The 24,696-nt window shown below is 40.5% G+C and carries 23 protein-coding genes, 3 tRNA genes and 1 pseudogene; 21 read left to right on the top strand and 6 right to left on the bottom strand.

What is annotated here, in order from left to right:
• Positions 1-68: 68 nt before the first annotated feature.
• The 9 genes from parE (at position 69) to ACMZ6Z_RS03880 (ending at position 9,024) form a co-directional block, all read left to right on the top strand.
• On the top strand, positions 69-2,018 hold the full coding sequence (gene parE, locus ACMZ6Z_RS03920) for a DNA topoisomerase IV subunit B (protein WP_416131303.1): 1,950 nt from the start codon (positions 69-71) through the stop codon (positions 2,016-2,018).
• Positions 2,019-2,100: 82 nt separating this feature from the next.
• Positions 2,101-2,517 carry a YkvA family protein gene (locus tag ACMZ6Z_RS03915; RefSeq protein ID WP_416131302.1) on the top strand — a complete coding sequence of 139 codons (417 nt, stop codon included), beginning with the start codon at positions 2,101-2,103 and terminating at the stop codon, positions 2,515-2,517.
• Between the two features lie 840 nt (positions 2,518-3,357).
• On the top strand, positions 3,358-5,817 hold the full coding sequence (gene parC / locus ACMZ6Z_RS03910; RefSeq protein WP_416131301.1) for a DNA topoisomerase IV subunit A: 2,460 nt from the start codon (positions 3,358-3,360) through the stop codon (positions 5,815-5,817).
• A 76-nt stretch (positions 5,818-5,893) separates the two neighbouring features.
• Entirely contained in the window at positions 5,894-6,919 is a 1,026-nt protein-coding gene (locus ACMZ6Z_RS03905) for a branched-chain amino acid aminotransferase (RefSeq protein ID WP_416131300.1), read from the top strand.
• Positions 6,920-7,024: 105 nt separating this feature from the next.
• Positions 7,025-7,255, top strand: a complete 231-nt coding sequence (locus ACMZ6Z_RS03900) for a DUF2969 domain-containing protein (protein WP_416131299.1) — start codon at positions 7,025-7,027, stop codon at positions 7,253-7,255.
• A 58-nt stretch (positions 7,256-7,313) separates the two neighbouring features.
• Positions 7,314-7,394: transfer RNA gene (locus tag ACMZ6Z_RS03895), tRNA-Tyr, on the top strand.
• 101 nt (positions 7,395-7,495) lie between these two features.
• Positions 7,496-7,567: transfer RNA gene (locus ACMZ6Z_RS03890), tRNA-Gln, on the top strand.
• A gap of 122 nt (positions 7,568-7,689) precedes the next feature.
• Complete coding sequence (gene rpsA, locus ACMZ6Z_RS03885; protein ID WP_416131298.1) at positions 7,690-8,895, top strand: 30S ribosomal protein S1; 1,206 nt, start codon at positions 7,690-7,692, stop codon at positions 8,893-8,895.
• Positions 8,896-8,952: 57 nt separating this feature from the next.
• Positions 8,953-9,024, top strand: a tRNA-Arg gene (locus ACMZ6Z_RS03880).
• Between the two features lie 196 nt (positions 9,025-9,220).
• On the opposite strand, the gene ACMZ6Z_RS03875 is transcribed toward ACMZ6Z_RS03880, so the two are convergent.
• Complete coding sequence (locus tag ACMZ6Z_RS03875) at positions 9,221-9,475, bottom strand: hypothetical protein (RefSeq protein WP_416131297.1); 255 nt, start codon at positions 9,473-9,475, stop codon at positions 9,221-9,223.
• 61 nt (positions 9,476-9,536) lie between these two features.
• Here ACMZ6Z_RS03875 and relB point away from each other — a divergent pair, with 61 nt between their 5' ends.
• Both relB and ACMZ6Z_RS03865 read left to right on the top strand, forming a co-directional pair.
• Entirely contained in the window at positions 9,537-9,755 is a 219-nt protein-coding gene (gene relB, locus ACMZ6Z_RS03870; RefSeq protein ID WP_416131296.1) for a type II toxin-antitoxin system RelB family antitoxin, read from the top strand.
• A pseudogene (locus ACMZ6Z_RS03865) lies at positions 9,752-10,002 on the top strand (type II toxin-antitoxin system RelE family toxin). Before relB ends, ACMZ6Z_RS03865 begins: the two are co-directional and overlap by 4 nt.
• A gap of 355 nt (positions 10,003-10,357) precedes the next feature.
• On the opposite strand, the gene ACMZ6Z_RS03860 reads toward ACMZ6Z_RS03865, so the two are convergent.
• On the bottom strand, positions 10,358-11,026 hold the full coding sequence (locus ACMZ6Z_RS03860; RefSeq protein ID WP_416131295.1) for a hypothetical protein: 669 nt from the start codon (positions 11,024-11,026) through the stop codon (positions 10,358-10,360).
• A 329-nt stretch (positions 11,027-11,355) separates the two neighbouring features.
• Here ACMZ6Z_RS03860 and guaC point away from each other — a divergent pair, with 329 nt between their 5' ends.
• From guaC to ACMZ6Z_RS03840, 4 genes are all read left to right on the top strand, one after another.
• Positions 11,356-12,339, top strand: a complete 984-nt coding sequence (guaC, locus tag ACMZ6Z_RS03855; protein ID WP_416131294.1) for a GMP reductase — start codon at positions 11,356-11,358, stop codon at positions 12,337-12,339.
• Positions 12,340-12,523: 184 nt separating this feature from the next.
• Positions 12,524-13,105 carry a xanthine phosphoribosyltransferase gene (locus ACMZ6Z_RS03850; RefSeq protein WP_416131293.1) on the top strand — a complete coding sequence of 194 codons (582 nt, stop codon included), beginning with the start codon at positions 12,524-12,526 and terminating at the stop codon, positions 13,103-13,105.
• A 384-nt stretch (positions 13,106-13,489) separates the two neighbouring features.
• Complete coding sequence (locus tag ACMZ6Z_RS03845) at positions 13,490-14,722, top strand: cation:proton antiporter (protein ID WP_416131292.1); 1,233 nt, start codon at positions 13,490-13,492, stop codon at positions 14,720-14,722.
• 84 nt (positions 14,723-14,806) lie between these two features.
• Positions 14,807-16,348, top strand: coding sequence for an ABC-F family ATP-binding cassette domain-containing protein (locus ACMZ6Z_RS03840; RefSeq protein ID WP_416131291.1), 1,542 nt, complete (start codon positions 14,807-14,809; stop codon positions 16,346-16,348).
• Positions 16,349-16,569: 221 nt separating this feature from the next.
• On the opposite strand, the gene ACMZ6Z_RS03835 is transcribed toward ACMZ6Z_RS03840, so the two are convergent.
• Complete coding sequence (locus ACMZ6Z_RS03835; RefSeq protein WP_416131290.1) at positions 16,570-16,962, bottom strand: hypothetical protein; 393 nt, start codon at positions 16,960-16,962, stop codon at positions 16,570-16,572.
• A gap of 203 nt (positions 16,963-17,165) precedes the next feature.
• Between ACMZ6Z_RS03835 and ACMZ6Z_RS03830 the strand changes: the two genes are divergently transcribed.
• From ACMZ6Z_RS03830 to ACMZ6Z_RS03820, 3 genes are all read left to right on the top strand, one after another.
• Positions 17,166-17,339 carry a LytTR family transcriptional regulator DNA-binding domain-containing protein gene (locus ACMZ6Z_RS03830; RefSeq protein WP_416131289.1) on the top strand — a complete coding sequence of 58 codons (174 nt, stop codon included), beginning with the start codon at positions 17,166-17,168 and terminating at the stop codon, positions 17,337-17,339.
• 168 nt (positions 17,340-17,507) lie between these two features.
• Positions 17,508-18,245 (top strand): response regulator transcription factor, encoded by a 738-nt coding sequence (locus ACMZ6Z_RS03825; RefSeq protein ID WP_416131288.1) that lies wholly within the window; start codon positions 17,508-17,510, stop codon positions 18,243-18,245.
• A gap of 13 nt (positions 18,246-18,258) precedes the next feature.
• Positions 18,259-19,602, top strand: coding sequence for a GHKL domain-containing protein (locus tag ACMZ6Z_RS03820; protein ID WP_416131287.1), 1,344 nt, complete (start codon positions 18,259-18,261; stop codon positions 19,600-19,602).
• Between the two features lie 50 nt (positions 19,603-19,652).
• Here the strand turns inward: ACMZ6Z_RS03820 and ACMZ6Z_RS03815 are convergent, their stop codons facing one another.
• The 3 genes from ACMZ6Z_RS03815 to ACMZ6Z_RS03805 form a co-directional block, all read right to left on the bottom strand.
• Positions 19,653-19,808 carry a ComC/BlpC family leader-containing pheromone/bacteriocin gene (locus ACMZ6Z_RS03815; protein ID WP_416131286.1) on the bottom strand — a complete coding sequence of 52 codons (156 nt, stop codon included), beginning with the start codon at positions 19,806-19,808 and terminating at the stop codon, positions 19,653-19,655.
• Positions 19,809-19,906: 98 nt separating this feature from the next.
• Positions 19,907-21,268, bottom strand: a complete 1,362-nt coding sequence (locus ACMZ6Z_RS03810; RefSeq protein WP_416131285.1) for a bacteriocin secretion accessory protein — start codon at positions 21,266-21,268, stop codon at positions 19,907-19,909.
• A 10-nt stretch (positions 21,269-21,278) separates the two neighbouring features.
• Positions 21,279-23,432 carry a peptide cleavage/export ABC transporter gene (locus ACMZ6Z_RS03805; RefSeq protein ID WP_416131284.1) on the bottom strand — a complete coding sequence of 718 codons (2,154 nt, stop codon included), beginning with the start codon at positions 23,430-23,432 and terminating at the stop codon, positions 21,279-21,281.
• A gap of 306 nt (positions 23,433-23,738) precedes the next feature.
• Here ACMZ6Z_RS03805 and ACMZ6Z_RS03800 point away from each other — a divergent pair, with 306 nt between their 5' ends.
• The 3 genes from ACMZ6Z_RS03800 to ACMZ6Z_RS03790 all read left to right on the top strand — a co-directional run bounded on the left by ACMZ6Z_RS03800 (position 23,739) and on the right by ACMZ6Z_RS03790 (position 24,690).
• The gene (locus ACMZ6Z_RS03800) at positions 23,739-23,966 is read left to right on the top strand and encodes a Blp family class II bacteriocin (RefSeq protein WP_416131283.1); all 228 of its coding nucleotides are present in this window, start codon (positions 23,739-23,741) and stop codon (positions 23,964-23,966) included.
• Positions 23,967-23,977: 11 nt separating this feature from the next.
• On the top strand, positions 23,978-24,178 hold the full coding sequence (locus tag ACMZ6Z_RS03795) for a bacteriocin (RefSeq protein WP_416131282.1): 201 nt from the start codon (positions 23,978-23,980) through the stop codon (positions 24,176-24,178).
• 308 nt (positions 24,179-24,486) lie between these two features.
• Entirely contained in the window at positions 24,487-24,690 is a 204-nt protein-coding gene (locus ACMZ6Z_RS03790) for a Blp family class II bacteriocin (protein ID WP_416131281.1), read from the top strand.
• The last annotated feature ends 6 nt before the right edge of the window (positions 24,691-24,696 follow it).

Genomic DNA, 24,696 nt, shown 5'->3' with positions numbered 1-24,696 from the left:
TTAAATTTTTTTGCAAATTTAATCGAAAACTTGTAAGATAAGAAAGACGAAACTATTTTGGAGGCTAAATGTCTAAAAAAGAAATAACAATCACTAACTATGGCGATGATGCCATTCAAGTGTTAGAAGGATTAGATGCTGTTCGTAAGCGTCCTGGGATGTATATCGGCTCGACCGATGCGACAGGTCTACACCATTTGATATGGGAAATTGTGGACAATGCTGTCGATGAGGCCTTGTCAGGTTTTGGTGATCAGATCACCGTCACCCTCAATAAAGATGGCTCAGTCAGTGTCTCGGATTGTGGGCGTGGCATACCGACTGGAAAGCATGCCATGGGCATACCAACGGTTCAGGTCATCTTCACCGTTCTTCATGCAGGCGGCAAATTTGGTCAAGGCGGTTACAAGACTTCTGGAGGTCTTCATGGTGTGGGCTCTTCGGTGGTTAATGCCCTGTCCTCTTGGCTGGAAGTTGACATCACACGAGATGGTGCTATTTATAGACAGCGTTTTGAGAATGGTGGCAAGCCGGTTACAGGACTTCAAAAAATAGGCACAGCTCCCAAGTCAAAAAGTGGTACGACTGTGACCTTTATGCCAGACGCCAGTATTTTTTCAACAACGGATTTTCGCTTTAATACAATCTCAGAACGCCTCAAAGAGTCGGCCTTTCTCTTGAAAAATGTCACCATGACCCTCACAGACCTTCGATCAGAGGAAGAACGTCAAGAGACCTTTCATTATGAAAATGGCGTCGAAGACTTTGTCAGCTACCTCAATGAAGACAAGGAAATCCTAACTCCCATCATTGCGATTGAAGGCAGTGAGCAAGATTTTCAAGTGGCGATTGCCATGCAGTATAACGACGGCTTTTCGGAAAACATCCTATCTTTTGTCAATAATGTCCGCACCAAGGACGGTGGCACGCATGAAACAGGGCTAAAGTCAGCGATTACCAAGGCCATGAATGACTATGCCCGTAAGACAGGTTTGTTGAAAGAAAAAGATAAAAACTTAGAAGGTTCTGACTATCGTGAAGGTCTATCCGTTATCTTATCAATCCTAGTTCCTGAAGAACACCTGCAGTTTGAAGGACAGACCAAGGACAAACTAGGGTCTCCGCTAGCAAGACCAGTAGTTGACGGAATTGTTTCTGAAAAGTTGACCTATTTCCTTCTTGAAAACGGCGAAGTGGCCTCCAACCTCATTCGCAAGGCCATTCGTGCCAGAGATGCTAGAGAGGCTGCCCGAAAGGCGCGTGACGACAGTCGTAATGGCAAGAAGACTAAAAAAGACAAGGGTCTATTGTCTGGCAAATTAACCCCTGCTCAGTCTAAAAATGCTCAAAAAAATGAGCTTTACTTGGTTGAGGGTGATTCGGCTGGTGGCTCTGCTAAGCAAGGTCGTGACCGTAAATTTCAAGCCATTTTACCGCTTCGTGGTAAGGTATTGAATACTGAAAAAGCCAAGATGACAGATATTCTCAAAAACGAAGAGATCAATACCATGATACACACCATTGGTGCAGGTGTTGGCGCTGATTTTAGTCTGGCTGATATTAACTACAATAAAATCATCATCATGACCGACGCTGACACTGATGGTGCCCACATTCAAACCTTGCTGTTGACGTTCTTTTATCGCTACATGCGCCCCCTTATTGAAGCAGGACATGTCTATATCGCTCTTCCTCCTCTTTATAAGATGTCAAAAGGCAAGGGCAAGAAAGAAATCATTGAGTATGCCTGGAGTGATGGTGAGTTAGAAGACCTTCGTCAGAAATTTGGTAAAGGTTCGCTCCTACAGCGTTATAAAGGTCTCGGTGAAATGAATGCTGATCAGCTTTGGGAAACCACCATGAACCCTGATACACGCACCTTGATTAAAGTGACCATTGATGACCTGGCGCGTGCAGAACGCCGCGTATCGGTCCTTATGGGGGATAAGGCAGCCCCACGCCGTCAGTGGATTGAAGATAATGTCAGGTTTACATTGGAGGAAAACACAGTCTTTTGATGGGCTAAATTCATCAAAAACGACTCTCTAAACAAAGAGAATTTATCTCAACATCAACAGGAATAGAACAAGAGGTAAGGTAATGAAACGATCATTCAATAAACAACAAGCAATGGAAGAATTGCAAAAACGCTACCAAAAGGCTGACACATTACTAAAAGATGATTCCAAAATGGAACCCTTTCTTGAGAAACTCGAAAAACGTATCAAATGGGTTCCCTTTATTGGCAAGGAATTAAAATCAGTGCCCATTATGATCAGTATGGTCAGAAGTTACTGGAAAAAAGATTACACACGTGTGCCAAGACGAACCATGCTAGCCATTGTTAGTGCCCTTATTTATTTCTTATCTCCTATTGATGTGATTCCAGACTGGATTCCCTTCTTAGGACAGATGGACGATGCCTTAGTTATAGCAACGTGTTGGAAATTAGTTAATAAAGATATTGCCCACTATAGGGAATGGCAAGTGACTACGGGTAGAAAAAGGCAAAAATAGGTAATAGGTATCCAAAGGGCAGTCGCTGGCACATACCATTTCTAAAAAGTATCGAAAATCTATGATGTTTCAAGAACAAAGAAAGGATAATTCAGTTAGTCTTTCTAACCGAACACGCCCTAAAGGTTGTGTTAAAAAGATAAATCGTCTAGAAAATTAGGATTTTCTGCCAATTTACTGTTTTGTCTTTGTCGTTTTATGAGACTTTGTGTCTTATGAAAGAAATTGAACACGAGACTAATTCCCTAGGAAAAATGATAAATCTTTCTAGATGCCCTAGCTTCTTTGTCAGATTTCCTATTTTTCTACGGGCATTTTCGCCAGCGAAACGTCTCTCTGTATCTTATGAAAGAAATTGAACACGAGACTAATTCCCTAGGAAAAATGATAAATCTTCCTAGATGCCCTAGCTTCTTCGTCAGATTTCCTATTTTTCTACGGGCATTTTCGCCAGCGAAACGTCTCTTTGTATCTTATGAAAGGAACTGAACACGGGCTACGAACTGTAGCAAAAAGATAACCACTTCCTAGACGCAAGCGTCTTCGGTCGGTTTTCTATTTTGCCTTTGTCCGTTTAACGCCCTTTGTATCTTATGAAAGAAATTGAACACGAGACTAATTCCCTAGGAAAAATGATAAATCTTCCTAGATGCCTTAGCTTCTTCGTCAGATTTCCTATTTTTCTACGGGCATTTTCGCCAGCGAAACGTCTCTTTGTATCTTATGAAAGGAACTGAACACGGGCTACGGACTGTGGCAAAAAAATAACCACTTCCTAGACACAAGTGTCTTTGGTCGGTTTTCTATTTTGCTTTGTCTGTTTAACGCCCTTTGTATCTTATGAGTAATATTCAAAACATGTCCCTTGAGGACATTATGGGAGAGCGCTTTGGTCGCTACTCCAAATACATCATTCAAGAGCGGGCCTTACCAGATATTCGTGATGGCCTAAAGCCCGTCCAGCGTCGTATTCTTTATTCCATGCACAAGGATGGGAATACTTTCGAGAAAGGCTACCGTAAATCTGCTAAGTCAGTCGGTAATATCATGGGTAATTATCACCCCCACGGTGATAGTTCTATTTATGATGCCATGGTGCGTATGTCCCAGGACTGGAAAAACCGTGAAATCCTCGTTGAAATGCACGGCAATAATGGCTCTATGGACGGTGATCCACCTGCTGCTATGCGTTATACTGAAGCACGTTTGTCCGAAGTATCTGGGCATCTTCTTGCTGATATTGAGAAAAAAACAGTTCCTTGGGCTTGGAATTTTGATGATACCGAAAAAGAGCCAACCGTTCTACCAGCAGCTTTTCCAAACCTCTTGGTCAATGGCGCAACAGGTATTTCAGCTGGTTACGCCACAGACATTCCGCCTCATAATTTAACAGAAGTCATTGACGCTGTGGTTTATATGATTGATCATCCGTCGGCTAAATTGGATCAATTGATGACCTTTCTCCCTGGACCTGACTTTCCAACGGGAGCGATTATTCAAGGTCAGGATGATATTCGTAAGGCCTATGAAACAGGTAAGGGACGTGTCGTTGTCCGTTCACGCACAGCAGTTGAGACCCTTCGCGGTGGTAGGGAGCAAATCATCATTACAGAAATCCCTTATGAGATCAACAAGGCTGTCTTGGTTAAAAAGATTGATGACATCCGGGTCAATCATAAAGTTCCTGGTATTGCTGAAGTGCGAGATGAGTCTGACCGTGAAGGATTGCGGATTGCTATTGAACTCAAGAAAGATGCCGATACGCAAACCATCTTAAACTATCTTTTCAAATACACAGATTTACAAGTCAATTATAACTTCAACATGGTGGCCATTGATCATTACACGCCAAAACAAGTTGGACTCAAAAAGATCTTGTCCAGCTACATTGCCCACCGTTGTGATGTGATTGTCGCTCGTTCTAAGTTTGATAAAGAAAAAGCTGAAAAACGTCTCCATATTGTCGAAGGATTGATTCGAGTCGTTTCGATTTTGGATGAGGTGATTGCCCTTATCCGAGCGTCTGAAAATAAGGCTGATGCCAAGGAAAACCTCAAAGTCTCTTATGGTTTTTCCGAGGAGCAGGCAGAGGCTATCGTGACCTTGCAACTTTATCGTCTGACTAATACGGATATTTTGACCCTTCAAGCTGAGGAACAAGACTTGCGTGAGTTGATTGCCACACTGACGGCTATCATCGGTGATGAGAGGACTATGTATAATGTCATGAAGCGTGAACTTCGTGAGATCAAAAAACAATTTGGCAATCCTCGTCGATCTGATTTAGAGGCAGAGGCATTGGCGATTGAAATCGATACCGCTAGTCTGATTGTTGAAGAAGAAACCGTTGTCAGTGTCACCAGAGGCGGCTATATCAAACGTACCAGCCCTCGCTCTTTCAACGCCTCAACGCTCGAGGAGCTTGGCAAACGTGATGATGATGAGTTAATCTTCCATGCGCAGGCCAAGACCACCCAGCACTTGCTCGTGTTTACTAATAAAGGTAATGTCATCTATCGTCCTGTTCATGAATTAACAGACATTCGTTGGAAGGACATTGGCGAGCATTTGTCGCAATTCATTACTAATATAAGTAGCGATGAAGACTTGCTCTATGCAGAGGTTCTCGATGATTTTGATTCAGGAATTTATGTGGCTGCCACACAAGAAGGGCAAATCAAGCGCTTTGAACGCCAAGAACTAGCCCCTTGGCGGACCTATCGCACCAAGTCAATAACCTTCGCCAAATTAAAAACACCTACCGATAAACTGGTTATGGTAGCTCCAAGTCACGGTGAGGATATGATGGTAGTGACTCATAAAGGCTATGCCTTGCATTTCGCCATTGATGAAGTTCCGATTATTGGACTTAGGGCAGCAGGTGTCAAAGCCATCAATCTCAAAGATGAGGACTGGGTTGTCAGCGCCTTCTTAGACCAGACACCGAGCTTTTACCTCTTGACACAAAGAGGTAGTCTCAAACGAATGAAGACAGCCGATATTCCTTTGAGTAAGCGTGCTGGTCGAGGCTTGCAGGTGCTTCGTGAACTAAAAGCCAAGCCCCACCGAGTTTTTCAGGCGGGAGCGATAGATGCTATAGCAGCCACTTCTGAGGATTTAGACCTATTCTCCAATCCTTTAGAAAATAGCCCGATTACCCTTGACATCATGTCAAATACTGGTGACATCAAGTCTGTGGATTTGACAAACTTAAGCCTTTCAGAACGTACTAGTAACGGAACTTTTGTGACAGAAAGCATCTCAGAACAAGGGGTTTTAGCAGCAAACATACGCTTGTAATCGCACTAACGAGCGTTGAAACCAACTCGGTATTGCCTGTCCTAGGCGATTACTTGATAGAAAAGAGGAATTATTGATGACTCTAACATTAGACTGGGAAAACTTAGGATTTTCCTATCACAATCTACCCTTTCGCTACATTTCATATTTTAAAGATGGCAAATGGGACGATGGCAAACTGACCGAAACATCTGTCTTGGCGATTTCTGAGAGTTCTCCTGCCCTTCATTACGGTCAGCAAGCCTTTGAAGGACTAAAGGCTTACCGTACCAAAGAGGGCAAGATTCAACTATTTCGTCCTGATAAAAATGCTGAGCGTCTTCAAAAAACAGCGGACCGTCTTTTGATGGCTCAAGTGCCTACCGATAAGTTTATAGAGGCCTGCAAGGCTGTGGTTAAGGCCAATCAAGACTATGTTCCTCCGTATGGTACTGGCGGAACTCTCTACTTACGTCCGCTTCTAATTGGTATTGGTGATGGCATTGGTATCCGCCCCGCAGAAGAATATATCTTTACCATCTTTGCCATGCCTGTAGGCTCTTACTTTAAAGGTGGTTTAGCACCCACTAACTTCGTGGTTTCAGAAGACTTTGACCGAGCTTCGCCTTATGGTACAGGTGCAGCAAAAGTCGGTGGTAACTACGCTGCCAGCCTTCTACCAGGTATGAAAGCCAAAAAAGCTGGTTTTTCAGATGTTATTTATCTGGACCCAGCCACCCACACCAAGATCGAAGAAGTAGGAGCAGCAAACTTCTTTGGAATCACGGCTGACAATGAGTTTATCACGCCACTTAGTCCCTCCATTCTCCCATCCATCACCAAATATTCACTACTAGAATTAGCACAAACACGCCTTGGTCTAAAGGCTGTCGAAGGTGATGTGCCCATTGATCAGCTTGATCGATTTGTCGAAGCAGGTGCTTGTGGCACAGCGGCAGTAATTTCACCGATAGGTGGCATCCAATACAAGGGCAAACTCCACGTCTTTTATAGCGAAACTGAGGTTGGACCAGTGACTCGAGCTCTCTATGACGAATTGATCGGCATCCAGTTTGGTGACATAGAAGCCCCAGACGGCTGGATTGTTCCAGTCGACTGCTAAACAGGGGCTTGCAAGCTCTGTTGTTTTTCGGTAAAATACTGTCTAACAAGATAAGGAGAAAAAACAGTTTTGAGGTCCTAAACCTCACTGCTGTTCAAAATGAACATGAGTAAAAAAGATAAAAAAATTGATATCCAAATCAGTGATGCCACAGTCGTGGTCAACAATCAAAAAGTAGACGGCTATCAACTACAAGCTGGTAAGAAAGTCATCGGTAACATCGCTGAAATAGACGATCGCTTTGCTATTGTGGTTAAAGAATCCGTATCCGAATTCCATAAAACCTTAGATGGTGCTGTCCAAGGAGTCATCGCTACTTACAATTTAAATCATTAAAAGTGCGTAAAACCCTTGCGGCTTAACAAAAACTATGATAGAATAGTTTTTGTTGTTTGGAGAGATAGCGAAGTGGCTAAACGCGGCGGACTGTAAATCCGCTCCTTCGGGTTCGGGGGTTCGAATCCCTCTCTCTCCATCATCTAAAAAACGAAAGTTTTGATAGGGTAAAGCCAGATTTTTATTTGGCACAACCTTAAATCATATCTCCTTCGTTTAAAGAGGTCTAAAAGACAGCTTTGGGGTATAGCCAAGCGGTAAGGCAAGGGACTTTGACTCCCTCATGCGTTGGTTCGAATCCAGCTACCCCAGTCATGGTATGTGGCAAAGCCTAATTATCTTAGTGATCAGTTGTGCCCTTGCGAGTTACCTTGAGAAAATATATTGGTATCAAGAGTCAGAATAGGCTGATTCTTGTTGGAGGATTTTTTAGAATGAATGAATTTGAAGATTTGCTAAACAGTGTTAGCGAAGTTAACCCTGGTGACGTTGTTACTGCAGAAGTTTTAACTGTTGAAAATGGTCAAGCAAACCTTGTCATTGAAGGAACTGGTGTTGAAGCTGTTTTGACACTTCGTGAATTGACAAACGACCGTGATGCAGAGATTAACGACCTTGTTAAAGCTGGCGAAACACTTGAAGTACTTGTTCTTCGTCAAGTAGTAGGAAAAGACACTGATACAGTAACTTTCCTTGTATCTAAAAAACGTTTAGAAGCTCGCAAGGCTTGGGACAAACTAGTTGGTCGTGAAGACGAAGTTGTCACTGTCAAAGGAACACGTGCTGTTAAGGGTGGTCTTTCTGTCGAGTTTGAAGGCCTTCGTGGTTTCATTCCTGCCTCAATGATTGACACACGTTTTGTCCGCAATACTGAACAGTTTGTTGGTCAAGAATTTGATGCCAAAATCAAAGAAGTTGATCCAGCAGAAAACCGTTTCATCTTGTCACGTCGTGACGTTGTTGAAGCAGAAGCAGCAGAAGCACGTAAAGAAATCTTCTCTAACATTGCAGAAGGTTCAGTAGTGACTGGTAAAGTGGCTCGCTTAACTAGCTTTGGTGCTTTCATTGACCTTGGTGGTGTTGATGGACTTGTCCACGTGACTGAGTTATCGCATGAGCGTAACGTATCACCAAAATCAGTCGTATCTGTTGGTGATGAGGTAGAAGTTAAAGTTCTTTCTATCGACGAAGAAGCTGGCCGTGTATCACTATCACTTAAGGCAACAACACCTGGACCATGGGATGGCGTTGATCAAAAATTGGCTAAAGGTGATGTTATTGACGGTAAAGTAAAACGTCTAACAGACTTCGGTGCTTTTGTAGAAGTTCTTCCAGGTATCGATGGCCTTGTACACATCTCACAAATTTCACACAAACGTGTTGAAAATCCTAAAGATGTGCTTTCAGTAGGTCAAGACGTGACTGTTAAAGTTCTTGAAGTTGATTCGTCAGCTGAACGTGTATCACTTTCAATCAAAGCTCTTGAGGAGCGTCCAGCGCAAGCTGAAGGTGACAACAACAGCGACAAACGTCAATCACGCCCACGTCGTCCAAAACGTGAAGCAAAACGTGATTACGAATTGCCAGAAACACAGACAGGTTTCTCAATGGCAGACCTATTTGGCGATATCGAATTGTAATAAAAAAGCTTGCTAGGCAAGCTTTTTATCATCTTGGATCTAAAGGTCCAGGATTGACCACCTTTAGTGTAATGGATATCACGTAAGATTCCGGTTCTTGAGATGGGGGTTCGATTCCCTCAAGGTGGATATCAATAGCTAAAACTCCTTTATTTATAAGGGTTCTTGTTATTATTGACCCAAATCTTCTCCAAATTGTTGGAACAAATCACGAATGAACTTCTTAAGCACCTAGAGTGAAATCTAAAAGCTTTTTTGGACTTCAAACTAGAAGGATGTGACTATAAATAAACAGATTAAGAAGAATTGTGAGTTTGAGAACGATCTACGTATTGTTGGGGATGCTATTGCCTTCTTGCTTGATTAGAATAAGCAACTTTGAGATATTTTGAAGTGGATTGAACGAATCAATTCGCAGAATGTAGAAGAGACTAACAAGCGATTTGACGATTTGGAAACCTAACAGAAAATCATTGAAGGTGATCTTGCTGAACTCAAAAAGACCAAGAAAAAGTCTTGGTTTAGGCACCGATAATTTAACCGTCTTGAAATCCATATGGTTTTTATAATGTCCAGGCATTGAAAGTTTAGATGTGGTTGATGGGGTAATATTTGTTGATTAGTTGACATTTTGATAATGATTGAATACAATGATATTGTGTATCAATGGTGAAAATTCTGACCTTATCAAGAGTTATATCAAGCTTCATGGACTATCGATATCTGCCTTCGCTCACCAATCAATGCTAGAGCCTATTGAAGATGAGTATGATTTAGCTATTTTACGCCAAGCTATGGCTGAGGACGATGGGGTTAGAATCTCACACGAGGACTTAATGGCGGCGGAATTTGCTTTATGAGTTATAAACTAACTTATACGTCAAAAGCTGTAAAGCAATTAAAGAAACTGGATGCTTTTTCTTGTTTTGGATTGACAATAACCTTGCTGATACAGATAATCGCCGCCTGTATGGTAAAGGTTTGACTGCGAATCGTTCAGGAGAATGGCGGTACCGTGTTGGGAACTATCGTATTTTAGCAAATATTTATGAAGATGAGATTGTGATTGAAATTTTAGCCATTGGTCATCGCCAAGATATTTATTAAACCGTATCAGTTGATACGGTTTTTATAATGCCCAAAACATGCTTAAGGCTCTAAACTGCGCAAGATTTCATAGTCCGATAGGACTCTTAACAAGGAAGTACCTCGATGGCAGATTTGGTCGAAAACGACGTAGTGGAAGAAGTATCTCAAGAGAAGGTGACGCCTGAAGCTGCAGCAGAGAAGACTTTTACGCAGGCGGAAGTAACTGAAATGATCCAACAGTATGTTAATCGAGTAGTTGCTAAAGCGCATAAAGAAGCTGAGAAAAACAAAAAGGAGGATGTAAAACCCCAGTTTACCAAAGGAATTCATTTACTATTTTGGGGACTATATGCTTCGACTCCATTTGCTTTGTTTAATCATCAAATACCCCATTTGATAGGGATGCTCCAGAGGTGGTGTCAGACCATCCAACTAGGGCTTGTCCAGATTCTTCAAGATAGGTGGCAAGTAGCGGTCTTAAGTCCAAAATTTGAGAGAAGACACCCTGGAAGTGCCCTTCTTGACTCCACAAGCCTTGATAATATTGGACTAATACTTGATCAAAAAAACTCGATGGGATAGTGACAGTGACTTGATGATCAGATCTTATCTTGACTTGTTCCAAAATCCAGTCTTCTAGGTTTTCAATGCTATCTTTAGTAGTCAAGAAATCGCCATCAAAGCCTTTATTGTCATAGAGCTGACGCCCTTGATGGTCATAATAGATGATTTTTAAAGGATGAGCATCTAAAAAAGCGGTCAATGACTGATAGTAAGCTGTTAATTGCTGGCTTAAAGATAGGATAAAAGGGACATCATCCTTGTAATCATCAGGAATGGCTAATGATTTTTCAAAAAACGGGCTATGAAGGCAGACTTGAAAATCAGGTGTTATGGTCAGATAATTTCCTAGAGAAGGGTTTACAGGAGTTTTTGAGAGATTTAATGTCAAAAGGTTAGGAAAGGCTGACTCTAGCCACTCAAAAAAGTCTTTTTCAGTCGAAATAGTATAGTAGGCAGTGAGTGTGATAGGATTAAACATAGTTTTATTTTACTATTTGAGCGTCAATCCTGCAATGTTTGAGATTATGAGATAGTCATACAAAGAAATGTTCGGCAAAGTCGAATATTCTTAATAAGAAATGCTTAAATCATTGCAAAAAAGAGATGATAGGCTTAGAATAAGACAAGGAAGGGCAGAAAACTGTCTAGCGATGCTACAGAGATGTGGTTATAGGAAGGTCATTATCGTTTATAAGTGTTATGAACTGTATCGGAGATGTCAGTTTTTGGCAAGAAAGTCCGAAAATCAGGATTGGTTTTCTGGCTTAATGTGTCCATCTTCGCCTTACAGTAGAAATGAGGACTATTATGTTTAGTGATTTACCGGTTTTTGACTATGAAGATATTCAGCTAGTGCCTAATAAATGTATCATAAAAAGCCGTTCTGAGGCTGATACGCATGTGACTTTGGGCAAATATACCTTTAAAATGCCTGTTGTTCCTGCCAACATGCAAACCATTATTGATGAAACTGTTGCGGATCAGTTGGCTAAAGGTGGTTATTTCTATATCATGCACCGTTTTGATGAAGCAGCCCGTAAACCCTTTATCAAACGCATGCACGAGCAAGGTTTAATAGCTTCCATTTCAGTTGGTGTCAAAGACTATGAATATGACTTTGTAAAATCATTGAAAGATGATGTGCCAGAATTTATCACGATAGACATTGCTCATGGTCATGCTGATAGTGTGATTCAAATGATTAAACATATCAAAGCTGAACTTCCAGAGACTTTTGTTATCGCTGGTAATGTTGGAACACCAGAAGGTGTTCGTGAGTTGGAAAATGCAGGTGCTGATGCCACCAAAGTCGGCATCGGACCTGGGAAGGTGTGTATCACTAAGGTTAAAACCGGTTTTGGTACTGGTGGCTGGCAGCTGGCTGCACTGAGATGGTGTTCAAAAGCAGCCCGTAAGCCGATTATCGCTGATGGTGGGATACGCACACACGGTGACATTGCTAAATCCATTCGTTTTGGTGCAAGCATGGTCATGATTGGCTCGCTCTTTGCTGGACACATTGAGAGTCCAGGAAAAACCGTTGAAGTGGATGGTGAAACCTTTAAAGAATACTTTGGCTCAGCATCAGAATTCCAAAAAGGTGAGCATAAAAATGTTGAGGGTAAGAAAATCCTTCTTCCAACCAAAGGACACCTTCAAGACACCCTGACCGAGATGCAACAAGACCTGCAATCATCAATCTCTTATGCCGGTGGTAAAGATGTTGAGAGCTTGAAATTTGTTGACTACGTCATCGTTAAAAACTCAATCTGGAACGGCGATGCGATTTAAAGAATTATAAAGTTCTAGCGAGATGTTAAACGAGGATAATAAAAACCTATTTATACTGAGAATTGGCTCAGCGTTTCGACAAGACTCCGAAATGTCTAACAATAAGTGCAACTAAATAGTCACTCATCATTTCTACTTAGTCCCTCTATTGTTGAAGCGCTCTGCTATTTCCAAAAGGAGAAACATGAAATTATTGGAAGATCGTATTCGACGTGATGGTAACATCTTGGGTGAGCATATCTTAAAAGTTGATTCATTTTTAACCCATCAAGTAGATTATCAGTTGATGCGTGACATGGGACAAGTTTTGGCGGACAAGTATCGAGCAGCTGGCATTACTAAGGTTGTCACGATAGAGGCATCTGGCATTGCGCCTGCAATTTATGTGGCAGAGGCGCTTGATGTGCCGATGATTTTTGCTAAAAAACACAAAAATATCACTATGACTGAAGGCATTTTAACAGCTGAGGTTTATTCCTTTACCAAGCAGGTGACCTCAACGGTTTCTATTGCAGGAAAATTTTTGGATAACAATGACAAGGTCTTAATTATTGATGATTTCTTGGCCAATGGTCAAGCAGCTAAAGGCTTGATTGATATTATTGAGCAGGCTGGTTCAACAGTTGTTGGTGTGGGCATTGTCATTGAAAAATCTTTCCAAGATGGGCGTCAGCTGATTGAAGAGATGGGTGTGGCAGTAACGTCTTTAGCTCGTATTGAAAGTTTTGCTGGAGGTCAATTACATTTTGCGCCAGCAGATGCTTAAATGGCTAAAACTTAGCCTTATGGGTCTTTCTTAAGGCGTGAAAATAGAGTCAAATGAATGAACTTTCAGACAAGGAGCTGAAACGCAGATAGCACAAATCGTTTACTAAACTGTTTGAGGCTGGAGGTAAGACAAACAGAGTTTGTCTCATAAGAGTACGGCAAGTTAAAAGCTCAAAGCCTCATGATGAGGTTTTGAGGTCTGAGCCTAGAAATCAAAAAGTAAAGCGTATCACAGTTAATTCAAAAAACTATACTATCATAATCTACAGTATTGGGCAGGACCTTCTCCTAAGGATTATTTAAAACTGCTCATTTGGCTGATGACACCTGCAATGCCTTTTGGTGTTGCAGATGTCATCTTTTTTGGTGAAATGGAGGAATGATGTTAACATCACTGACTTTGGTTTTTATAGGAGGTCTGATCTTAGGACAGATAGCTCAGCGATTAGGCTTGCCTCGGATGATTGGTATGTTGCTGGCAGGAATGCTATTGGGACCGCATCTGCTAAATGGTTTTGCTGCTCGTTTCTTAGATAACGCTGCTGCCCTTCGTCAGATGGCGCTGGTTATTATTTTGATTAAGGCTGGTCTAGCTCTAGATCTGAAGGATTTACGACAAGTTGGACGTCCTGCTTTCTTTCTGAGTTTTTTACCAGCTTCTTTGGAGTTGCTTGGTTACTTTTTAGTAGCACCGCTTATTTTTGGGATATCAAAGATTGATGCAGCATTGATGGGAGCAGTTTTAGCAGCTGTCTCTCCTGCTGTTGTTGTTCCAAGAATGGTTCATTTAATAGAAGAAAAATATGGCACTAAGAAAAGTATTCCTCAGTTGATTTTGGCAGGGGCATCCTGTGATGATATTGTTGTTATTGTGTTATTCACCACCTTTCTTAGCATGGCTCAAGGTGGCGCTATTGACCTATCAGCTTTCCTAAATATTCCATTATCGATTGTACTTGGACTGTTAGTTGGAGGGCTTGTTGGATTTTTAGTGTGGCAGATCTTTAATTGGTCTGATCGTCATGATCTCCTGAATCTTATTCAGAAGGTTTTAGGGTTACTGTCAGCTTCTTTTCTGATGTTAGCCCTGGAACATTACTTAGATGGTAGGGTGGCTTTTTCAGGTTTGTTAGCCATCATGGCCTTATCCATGACTGTTAAGATAAAGGGGCATCCTAAAACATCCCAAAATTTATCTGCTAGCTTTGGGCATCTCTGGGTAGCAGCAGAGTTGCTACTATTTGTACTGGTAGGAAGTGCGGTTGATATCGGTTATTTGACACAAGCGGGACTTGGTGCTGTTTTGATGATTGCCATTGCACTTATTTGTCGTAGTTTTGGGGTTTGGCTCAGTCTTTTAGGAACTGATCTTAATCGTCAGGAGCGCTTATTTACTGTGATTGCCTACCTTCCCAAAGCGACGGTTCAAGCAGCGATTGGTGCCATACCCTTGTCAGTGGGTTTACCAAATGGGCAATTGATTTTAGCCGTAGCTGTTTTGGGAATTGTCATAACAGCTCCTTTAGGAGCAATTTTGATGGATAAAACCTATCCCCTTTTTTTACAGCATGATAGGGGGTCTAATAACGAGACGTTAATCAAGAGAAGCAGGTAGTTGAAAATGGCGTAAGCTGTTTTCTTTTTCGGCTTAAATAAGCTATAATAGTAAGGATTGAAAAATGATAGTAAGAGGAAAATCATGAGTATTTTAGAGGTTAAAAACCTTAGTCACGGTTTTGGTGACCGTGCTATTTTTGAAAATGTGTCGTTTCGTCTGTTAAAGGGTGAGCATATCGGTCTTGTCGGTGCCAATGGTGAGGGCAAATCCACTTTTATGAGTATCGTGACAGGGCATTTACAACCAGACGAAGGCAAAATTGAATGGTCCAAATATGTCACAGCGGGTTATCTGGATCAACATACGGTTCTTGCTGCTGGTCAGACTGTCCGTGATGTCCTGCGAACAGCCTTTGATGACCTTTTTAAAACAGAAACTCGTATCAATGATATCTACCTGTCTATGGCTGATGATGGGGCAGATGTTGATGCTCTTATGGAAGAAGTTGGGGAATTGCAGGATCGCTTGGAGTCTCGTGATTTTTACACCTTAGATGCCAAGATTGATGAAGTGGCACGAGCTCTTGGTGTTATGGATTTTGGGATGGACTCTGATGTGACAGAGCTTTCTGGGGGACAACGTACCAAGGTGCTTTTAGCTAAACTCTTGCTTGAAAAGCCTGATATTCTCTTGCTTGATGAGCCAACCAACTACCTAGATGCTGAGCATATTGACTGGCTCAAGCGTTATTTGCAAAATTACGAAAATGCTTTTGTCCTGATTTCGCATGATATTCCTTTCTTAAATGATGTGATCAATATTGTCTATCATGTGGAAAATCAAGATTTAGTGCGTTATTCTGGGGATTATTATCAATTCCAGGAAGTGCATGCCATGAAAAAAGCGCAAAAAGAAGCTGCTTACGAACGCCAACAAAAGGAAATTGCTGACTTGCAGGATTTTGTCCAACGCAATAAAGCGCGTGTGGCAACCCGTAACATGGCCATGTCGCGGCAGAAAAAGCTGGACAAGATGGACTTGATTGAACTTGATAAGGAAAAACCAAAACCAGAATTCCATTTCAAGGAATCGCGAACGCCGAGTCGTTTTATCTTTCAAACCAAGGATTTGATGATTGGTTATGACCGTCCGTTGACCAGAAATCCCTTGAACCTGACCTTTGAGCGCAATCAAAAGGTTGCTATTATAGGGGCTAATGGTATTGGTAAGACGACACTTCTAAAGAGCCTTTTGGGAGACATTAAGCCGCTTGAAGGCACTGTTGAAAGAGGTGATTTTTTAGAAATCGGCTACTTTGAGCAAGAAGTGCCTGGAGGTAATCGTCAAACGCCTCTTGAAGCAGTCTGGGATGCTTTTCCAGCCCTCAATCAAGCAGAAGTTCGTGCAGCCCTTGCCAGATGTGGCTTAACATCAAAGCATATCGAGAGTCAAATTCAAGTGCTATCTGGTGGTGAACAAGCCAAAGTACGGTTCTGTCTGCTTATGAATCGTGACAATAATGTGTTGATTCTTGACGAGCCAACCAATCATTTGGACGCAGATGCAAAGGCTGAACTCAGCCGAGCTTTGCAGGCTTACAAAGGCTCCATTCTCATGGTTTGCCATGAGCCAGAGTTTTACCAAGGATGGACTGAAGTTTGGGATTTTAATGATATGATATAAGCGGATTATGCGCTGTTTAAAGACACTGACTAGCTATTCATGATAGGTCATATGAATTAATATTCAGACAAGAAACTAAGATTGGAGAGCAGACAAGCAAAGCCTATCAATCTTAATTCAAAAGACGATATTTTTTGAGAGCGTGTCAATGAACCTATTTTTAGAGTTACTCATCAAACCCTAATAAACAATCGTAAGAGATTGGGCATTTTTTCAGATGCTTAGTCTCTTTCTTTTTTTAAGCCATAGAGGCCATCCAAGTAAAAATGAATGCGATCTCTTATAAATCTTAATGATTTATGGTCACTGGTATCAATAACGCCAAACACCCGATAGTGATTTTTGAAAAGGTCCTCATAGTCGATATGGTTACCAATAATGATGATATTGGCTAGCTCTGAATGCGTTCGTATCTCTCGTAAGTAATGACTCATCTGCTCTGATGTCAAAAATCGTGATTTTATGATAAAATAAGTGATAGAACTGTAGTATTTATAAGGATAATAAGTCAAAGAGAGTTTGATGTTTGAATGCGCCTGATGGGCGATCAGGTAACATTTGATGATGCCTGCAACAATGATGCTTAGTATGGAATGAGGAAAAATGTTAATCATAATGCAATGCCCTTTCTTTTGTGATTGTTTTATAATGTGATTATATCAGTTATGAAAGACCAAGTGAGCATTATTTCCTGAATGGTCATCTAACTGTCCTAAATGGTAAAAGGTTACCATTCAAGACGTTTGGATAACCATTTAGGATTTGAAGAAACCATGATTTTCTTTTATGCTTATAGTGTTTATAGGAGGATATACCTATGGACGTTATGATTATCACAGTTAACAGTGAAACAAAGAAAGTGCTGCTGTCAGATATACTATATATCATATCGCATCCATCTAAGCCACACTATATTCACATCGTGACTGAGACAGAAACTTATGATTGTTTACAAAAGCTACAAACTATAGAGGGAATGTATCCAGAATAGTTTATGAGATGTCATCGTTCTCGTCTAGTGAATCGTTCAAAAATTAAGGCTGTCAATGCTCGAAAAAAGTGTCTTTTCTTGGCGAAAAAGGAGAACACGACATTGCTTTTTCGAGATATCGTTATCAGGATATACTGCATCAGTGGCTTAACAAAGGAGGAATGTAGCATGAATATCTTTGTATTAGAAGATGATTTTAAACAACAAGCGAGAATCGAGCAATTACTTGACAAGCTTTTAGAGAAGCACAACATCGTTCCGAAAAAATATGAGATTTCAGGAAAACCTCATCAACTACTTCAAGCGATTGACGAAAAAGGGGAGCATCAGCTATTCTTTTTAGATATTGAAATTAAGAAAGAGGAACTAAAAGGCCTCAAAGTCGCTAAGCACATTAGAGAGATTGACCCTTATGCCAGCATTGTTTTTGTGACAACACACTCCGAGTTCATGCCCTTGTCTTTCAGGTACCAGGTATCTGCCTTGGATTATATTGACAAAGAACTTGGCGCTACTGCATTTGAATCGCGGATAGAGGCAGCCTTAATTTATACTCACAATAAGGATAATAAACCAGTATCGGATGATTCTTTCTATTTTAAGTCTAAATATGCCCAAGTACAATATCCATTCAAGGAAGTGTATTACATTGAGACTTCTCATAGACCTCATCGTGTTATCCTTTATACTAAAACAGAGCGACTAGAGTTTACAGCAAGTTTGTCAGAAGTTTTGAAACAAGATAAACGCCTTTTGCACTGCCATCGTTCATTTGTGATTAATCCAAGAAATGTTGTTAAAGTTGACCGGCAAGCAAAACTGGTCTATTTTCCTAATGGTGCCACCTGTTTTATCTCAAGGCAAAAATTAGAAACAACTATAGATGCTATTGATAAAATACATTGATTGAGGAGACTACATGTCAGTTGTTGATTATATTATTGAAGTGATTATGTCATTTACATTACTCATTGTTCTCTTTTTGGGCATTAACCGATTAAATTATTCTACCCGCTCAATCTTCTTAGTCATTCTTCTCAGAGTACCAGTTGGAGCTTTGTTTGCCACCTTAAATCAGTTGTTCTCAAATACATTTTTCACTTACTTTGACACCCCTTTATATGGTTTGCTATTAGCCATTGCTTTTCTGAGGCCCTTGCCCAAGACTCTTTTGATTTTCTATGGTTTACTACCCTTTACGTTAGAAGACCTTTTCTATCGTATGGTAACCTATTTTATTTTACCTTTATTTGGTAAGCCCTCAGGAATTATAGAAGACACACCTACTTTTGTTCTCGTTAATTTTTTGTCGGTATCAGTTGTTTTTTTCTTTTTTAAGTGGCTGAAGTATGACTTTGTCAAGTTAAGGACAGATAATCTTGTAGTTGAAAGTAAGCGTATCCTCTATCTGACAAACTGGCTAATGGTTGCTTACTACCTCCTAATGCAAACCTTGACTTATTTAGAGTATGAAATAGGATTACCTACAATGGATTATCGTCAATTAATTCTAGTGACCTACCTGATTATCTTTATGGGGATCATCAAACAACTTGATTTTCATTTACGAGAAAAGCTACAAGCTCAGCTTGATTTTCAACAAGCCTTGCAATTAAAAAACCTAGAAGACTACAGTCATCAGGTTGAGGAGCTTTATCGTGAAGTGAAAGGTTTTAGGCATGATTACGCTAATCTGTTAACCACATTATGTTTGGCGATTGAAGATAGTGACATTGAGCAAATAAGAGACATTTATCAGTCAGTATTAAAGAATTCAAATAAGCAATTGCGTGCTAGTAAATATGATATCGGGCGATTAGTCAATATTGATAACTCAGCTTTAAAAAGTTTACTGGCATCAAAGCTTTTACAGGCTAATGGTAATCATATATCAATTAGCTTGGAGGTGCCAGAAGTGTTTCAACCCGAAGGGATGGAGTTGGTGGATTTTATCACGATTGTATCGATATTATGTGATAACGCCATAGAGGCTGCTATCAGCGCCGACAGCCCAAAGGTAACAATCGCTTTGTTGACGGTCAATAATAAGCAGATGTTCATTATTGAGAATACGACTGAGGTAGAATCCATTGATCTTTCCAAAGTTTATTCCTTCGGTCATAGCTCCAAAGGTAATAACAGGGGAGTTGGTCTATATAATGTGATGAAACTCCTAGAGCGTTATCCATACGTATCGCTCAACACGACTAGTCAATCTTACTTGTTTTGTCAATCCTTAGAAATTAAACAGCCATCTGAATAGCCACAAAATTTGGACCAAGGGTTAGTTCCCTTGGTCCAAAATGTTTGATGTTAGACTATTTTATGTTTATTATTGCTATCGGTTTGCTTTCTTTTCCGAGGAAAAAGTCCAATAAAATCGCTCCACCAATTTCCCCCAGAGATGCGACGGAGTTCTGAAGGAGTGAGTTCTGTGAATGTTGTGAGTGATTTTGTTTGCTTGGTCATATGAGGGCCTCCTTTATATCATTTTTAGTTTATTATACATGAAAGATGGAGATTTTTGATGTTCAAATCCTGAACGGTCATTTAACTTTCCTAAATGGTTAATTGTAGTTGGCTAATAGCTTATCTTTATAATAATCAAAATAAGTTTTTTTGGCAATGATACTTGTTACTCGGCCTTGGAGACCGTACTGTATGAGCTTGCTATGCTTATCTGGTAGCTTAGCCAAGGCAGTGATTTTGAAGAGATTTCCTTCTTTTGTTTTAGTAGCAGTCTTATCAATCGACTGAATCTTCCCAATAATGGTTATGCTCTGATTTCCAACTTTTTCTAAGCTAAGGCGTGCTAGCTGCTTTTCTTTGAGTAATGAGACATGGTCTGAAGTGACGTAGTAAGTAATCAATACCTCTTTTGTATGATGGCTATCGGGGTAAATTTGAGCGATTTCACTACCGCTTGGAATGAGTGTTTTACCATCAAATTCGCTATTGAGATGAATAATTCCTGTTTTAGGAGCCGTGATGGTATTATTCTCTAGTCGAGCAGTTGCCTGTTCTAGTTGTGCCGTTAGCTCTGTGATTTGTGTTTCAAGAGTTGTGAGTTGCTGAGAGGCTGTCTGTAAAAACTGGGTTCTGAGCACTTCCACTTTTGCTCCCAAGCTGTTATCGTAAGTCGCAACACTACCAGTCCCTGAACGTTGGATATTAAGACTAGCGATAGAAGATTCTAGACTTGAGATACTCTGGTTGATTTGTGAGCGATATTGATTCACTAATCGGGCATGTGGTTGTTGTTTAGATTGAGTCAGGTATTGGTTTAAGGTGCTTTGGTGGGGGTTACCTTGTGATAGGCTGGATTTATTTTGCAAGATAGCCTGACTTAATTCCTTGTATTCTTGGATTTGTTGCTCAATACTCTGAATCTGAGTATCAATAATAGCAGCAGTATTGCTGGCAATGGCAGCTTGATTAGTAACCTCACTATTGATTTTGGAGATACCTAGTTCCATGTCTTTTGATTGAGAGATAAAGTTGTTAAAGGTATTGATATAGCCAAATTCATCTTCTCCAGTAAAGAGATTTTTTCCTTGGGAGAGACTGGCTTTGAGGGTTTCAAGTCCAGCTTTTTGCCTGCTAAGAGTCGCTAATTGGTTTTCTAGCGCTTGCTTTTGGGAGCTTTCCATAATTTCAGCGTATTGGATGATTGGCTCCCCTTTTTTGACGAGTTGGTTATTGCTCAGATGATTGATGGTGATGGGATTATTACTGGTTGATTGGATAGAAGCAATGATTTTTGTCGGCGTGATTTCCCCTCTTGAGGTGACGGTGACTTCTTTTTTAGCAAAGAGAGAAAAAAGAAGAAGAAAGGCCAATAACAGTACCAAAGGAATCGTTAAGAGTGTCGCAAAATTATGATAGCGCCGTTGATAAAATTCAGCACTTTTGAATAGATTAGGATTCATGAAATTCTCCTTACTTGCTAAATAGATGATGGTAGAAGCCTTGTTTGGACATTAATTCCTGATGCGAACCAGTCTCAAGGACTTTTCCTTGGTCAAGGACGATGACTTGATTCGTTCGCTCAGAAATACTGAGGCGATGAGCGACAAAGATAATGGTTTTGTCTGTCATGGCCATCAGATTATCAATGACTTTTTTCTCAGTCAAGACATCAAGGCCACTGGTTGCTTCATCCAGAATAAGAACAGGAGCTTTAGTCAATAGAGCTCTAGCCAGAGCAATTCGCTGTTTTTGACCACCCGATAAGCCAGCCCCATCTGATAGTTCTGTCTGATAGCCCATAGGCATCTGTTCGATGTCTTGGCGAATTTCAGCGATCTCACAAGCTCTGATAATGTCTTTCTGGCTAGTCATCAGATTAGCACCCAAGGTTAAGTTATCTAAGATAGATCCACTAAAGATATAAGCCTGTTGGGGGAGGTAGTTGATGTGTTGTCGGAGAATCTTTTTATCAACCATCTTAAGGTCATTGTTGTTGATGGTGATTCGTCCCTTGTAAGGCTCAAAGAAGTTGACCATCATCTTGGCCAAGGTCGTTTTTCCTGAGCCACTAATTCCTACTAGGCTGACCTTATCCCCTTGTTTGATGGTTAGATTGATGTCAGACAGGGTGTCACGTCCAAAACCGTATTTATAGGAAAGGTCTTCAAAGCGAATATCGCCAGTCAGAAACGGTGAATCCGTTAAGGTCTGAGTGTTGCTGAACTCAGATTCAACTAAGTAGACTTCATTTAGGCGATTGTTAGCCACCTTAGCTGACTGGAGTTTGGTTTGAAGATTAATAATATTCTCCAAAGGATTGGTAAAGTAAGCTAAAAGGGTGTTGAAGGTAATTAGCTGCCCAACTGAAATACGCCCATTCATGACTAACTGAGCGCCAAACCATAAGATAAAAATGTTTAAAATGAGTTGAGCTCCCTGTTTCAGCGTTCCTTGTAGGATGGTGTATTTATTGAGTTTGAAGGATTTATCCAAGTAATCCACAAACTCGCTATCCATTTTTTGGTAGCGCGTTTCTTCGCTGGTGAGAGACTTTATGGTCTCAATACCATTGATGTCTTCGATGATGGCCGAGCTGACCATTGCGTTACTCTGCATGACATCGTTATTCATCTGCTCAAATGGCTTCATAAAAGCAAAAATGATGAGAATGTAAATGGGAATTGAAACCAGTGAGAGAAGAAAGAGGTTGGTGTTTTGAATTAAAAGCACAGCTCCAACGATGATTAGGATGGAAACATCGAGAAAAAGTGACAAAATCGTAGAGGCTAGCGCATCAATGATCGCATTGGCATCCGTAAACCGAGAGATGACCTCACCAGTCCGCCTTGTCGCAAAGAAGGACATGGGCAGTTCAAAGATGTGGCGAACATAGGAGAGAATCACATCAATACTTAGCCGTTGGCTGAGCACGCTCAGGAGATAATCTCGTGAGAAGCTCATCATCTGCTGGAGGATATAGGTGATGATCAGACCGATGGAGATAATACCTAGCGTTGACGTCATATGATTGGGGATGTATTCATCTAGGATACCTTGGAGATAGTAAGATCCACCAATGTTGATGAGTGTGACCAAGAGGCTGGAAACGATAATATAGAAGATGAGAGCTCTTTGTCTGAAGATCAGAGGTAAAAAACCCGTCAAACCATTTTTCTTATCCTTATGAGGCTTGTAGCTAGGCTCTGGTGCCAGAAAGATAGCGACCCCTGTCCATTCAGAAGCAAACCGTTCCTTGGACATCCTTGTAACTTTGACCGTAGGGTCAGGATCACCAATGATGAGGTAGTCTTTTTTGTTGTGATACACCACATAGTAGTGTTGGAGTTTTTCTTCTTTATTGACGTGAACGATAAAGGGATAAGGCACATCGTCCATATCAAAAAGACTCATATCAGCCTGAATGGCTCTCGTTTCAAATCCGATCTCCTTGGCTGCCTTGATGATACCAAGGGCGGTTGTTCCTTCTTTATTCGTTTTAGCTAGTTCCCTCAAGTGAGCTAGGGAATAGTCAGAACCATAAAACTTGGCAATGGATGCTAAAGCAGCCACCCCACAGTCCCTAGCATCGATTTGAGGAACAAAGGTTCGTTTGTAAGATGTCATTTGTCAAATCCTTTCTTATTTAGTGATAAGACTATTATGACAAAAATAACGAAAAAAATATGTTCAAATCTTAAATGGTACTATAACGTCCTGAATGGTAAAAAAAAAAACAGCCAGGTTCACCTTTTAAATAATTTCTTAACGGTCCCTTTTTTCATTGTAAATAGTTGAAAAATGATGAAAAAATGACCATTCAGGACGTTATAGTACCATTTAGGATTTTTTCGTCCAAAAAATAGAATTAGTGCTATACTAAAAGTGTTCTGTTGCAACGAACAAAAATTATATTTTAAGGAGGTATTCGATATGAATACACAAACCATTTCACAATTTGAACCTTTGGACACTGACTTGCTTGCCGCTGTTGAAGGGGGTAAGAATAATTGGGCAGCTAATGTAACAGGAGTCTTGGCTGCTGGTGGCGCTGGGGCTTCTATAGGTTTTCCAATTTGTGGCATACCTTGTGGTTATATCGGGGCTAAAGCAGGTATTACGTTATGGGCTGGTGTAACAGGTGCAACAGGTGGTTTTTAGGGAGCAAAATAATGAAAAAATATAAAGAACTATTAATAGATGATATGGCAAATATAAACGGTGGTAATGCTGCAGGGAATGCTGTATTAGGTGGTTTATCGGGTTTTAGTGCAGGCATGAAATTTTGTAAAATTCCTCACCCTGTTTTAAAGGGAGTTTGTATTGTTGGCTTTACAGCAGGTAGTGCTTATTTATCCTATAAGGCTAATTAAATGATTTACACCATTTTTATTATCTTATTTTCTGTTATAATTGTTTTTATAACAATTCATGCTATTTATCAAAAAAACTTTAGCCGTCTAACATCTTATTTATTCTTTTTAGTTTTCTATCAACTGTCTTTATCAAAACAAATGATAAATCTTTTATCAATTGTTTCTTTACTAGCCTCTTTAATGGTTTATCTTGATAAAAAAGATTGAAAAAGATTATCTCTTTTTAGATAAGATTGCTGTCATGTAAAGAGTATTCTATATAATTCTTGTTTCTAAAAATATAAATTAAAGAGGAGGTAGTTATCATGAATACACAAACCATTTCACAATTTGAACCTTTGGACACTGACTTGCTTGCCGCTGTTGAAGGGGGTAAGTGCAGTTGGAAAGGTGCTGGTACAGCTACTATTTCTGGTGCAATCGGAGGAGCATTTACTGGAGGTTTTCCGGGTGCCGCTCTAGGAGCAGCTGGTGGTTATCTAGGATATTCTGCTACATGTTGGTGGTAGTCTATT

The organism is Streptococcus pluranimalium (assembly GCF_047785705.1).
GTDB lineage: Bacteria > Bacillota > Bacilli > Lactobacillales > Streptococcaceae > Streptococcus > Streptococcus pluranimalium_A.
Note: the sequence above shows the minus strand (reverse complement) of the source record. Positions and strands in the feature narration are given on the sequence as shown.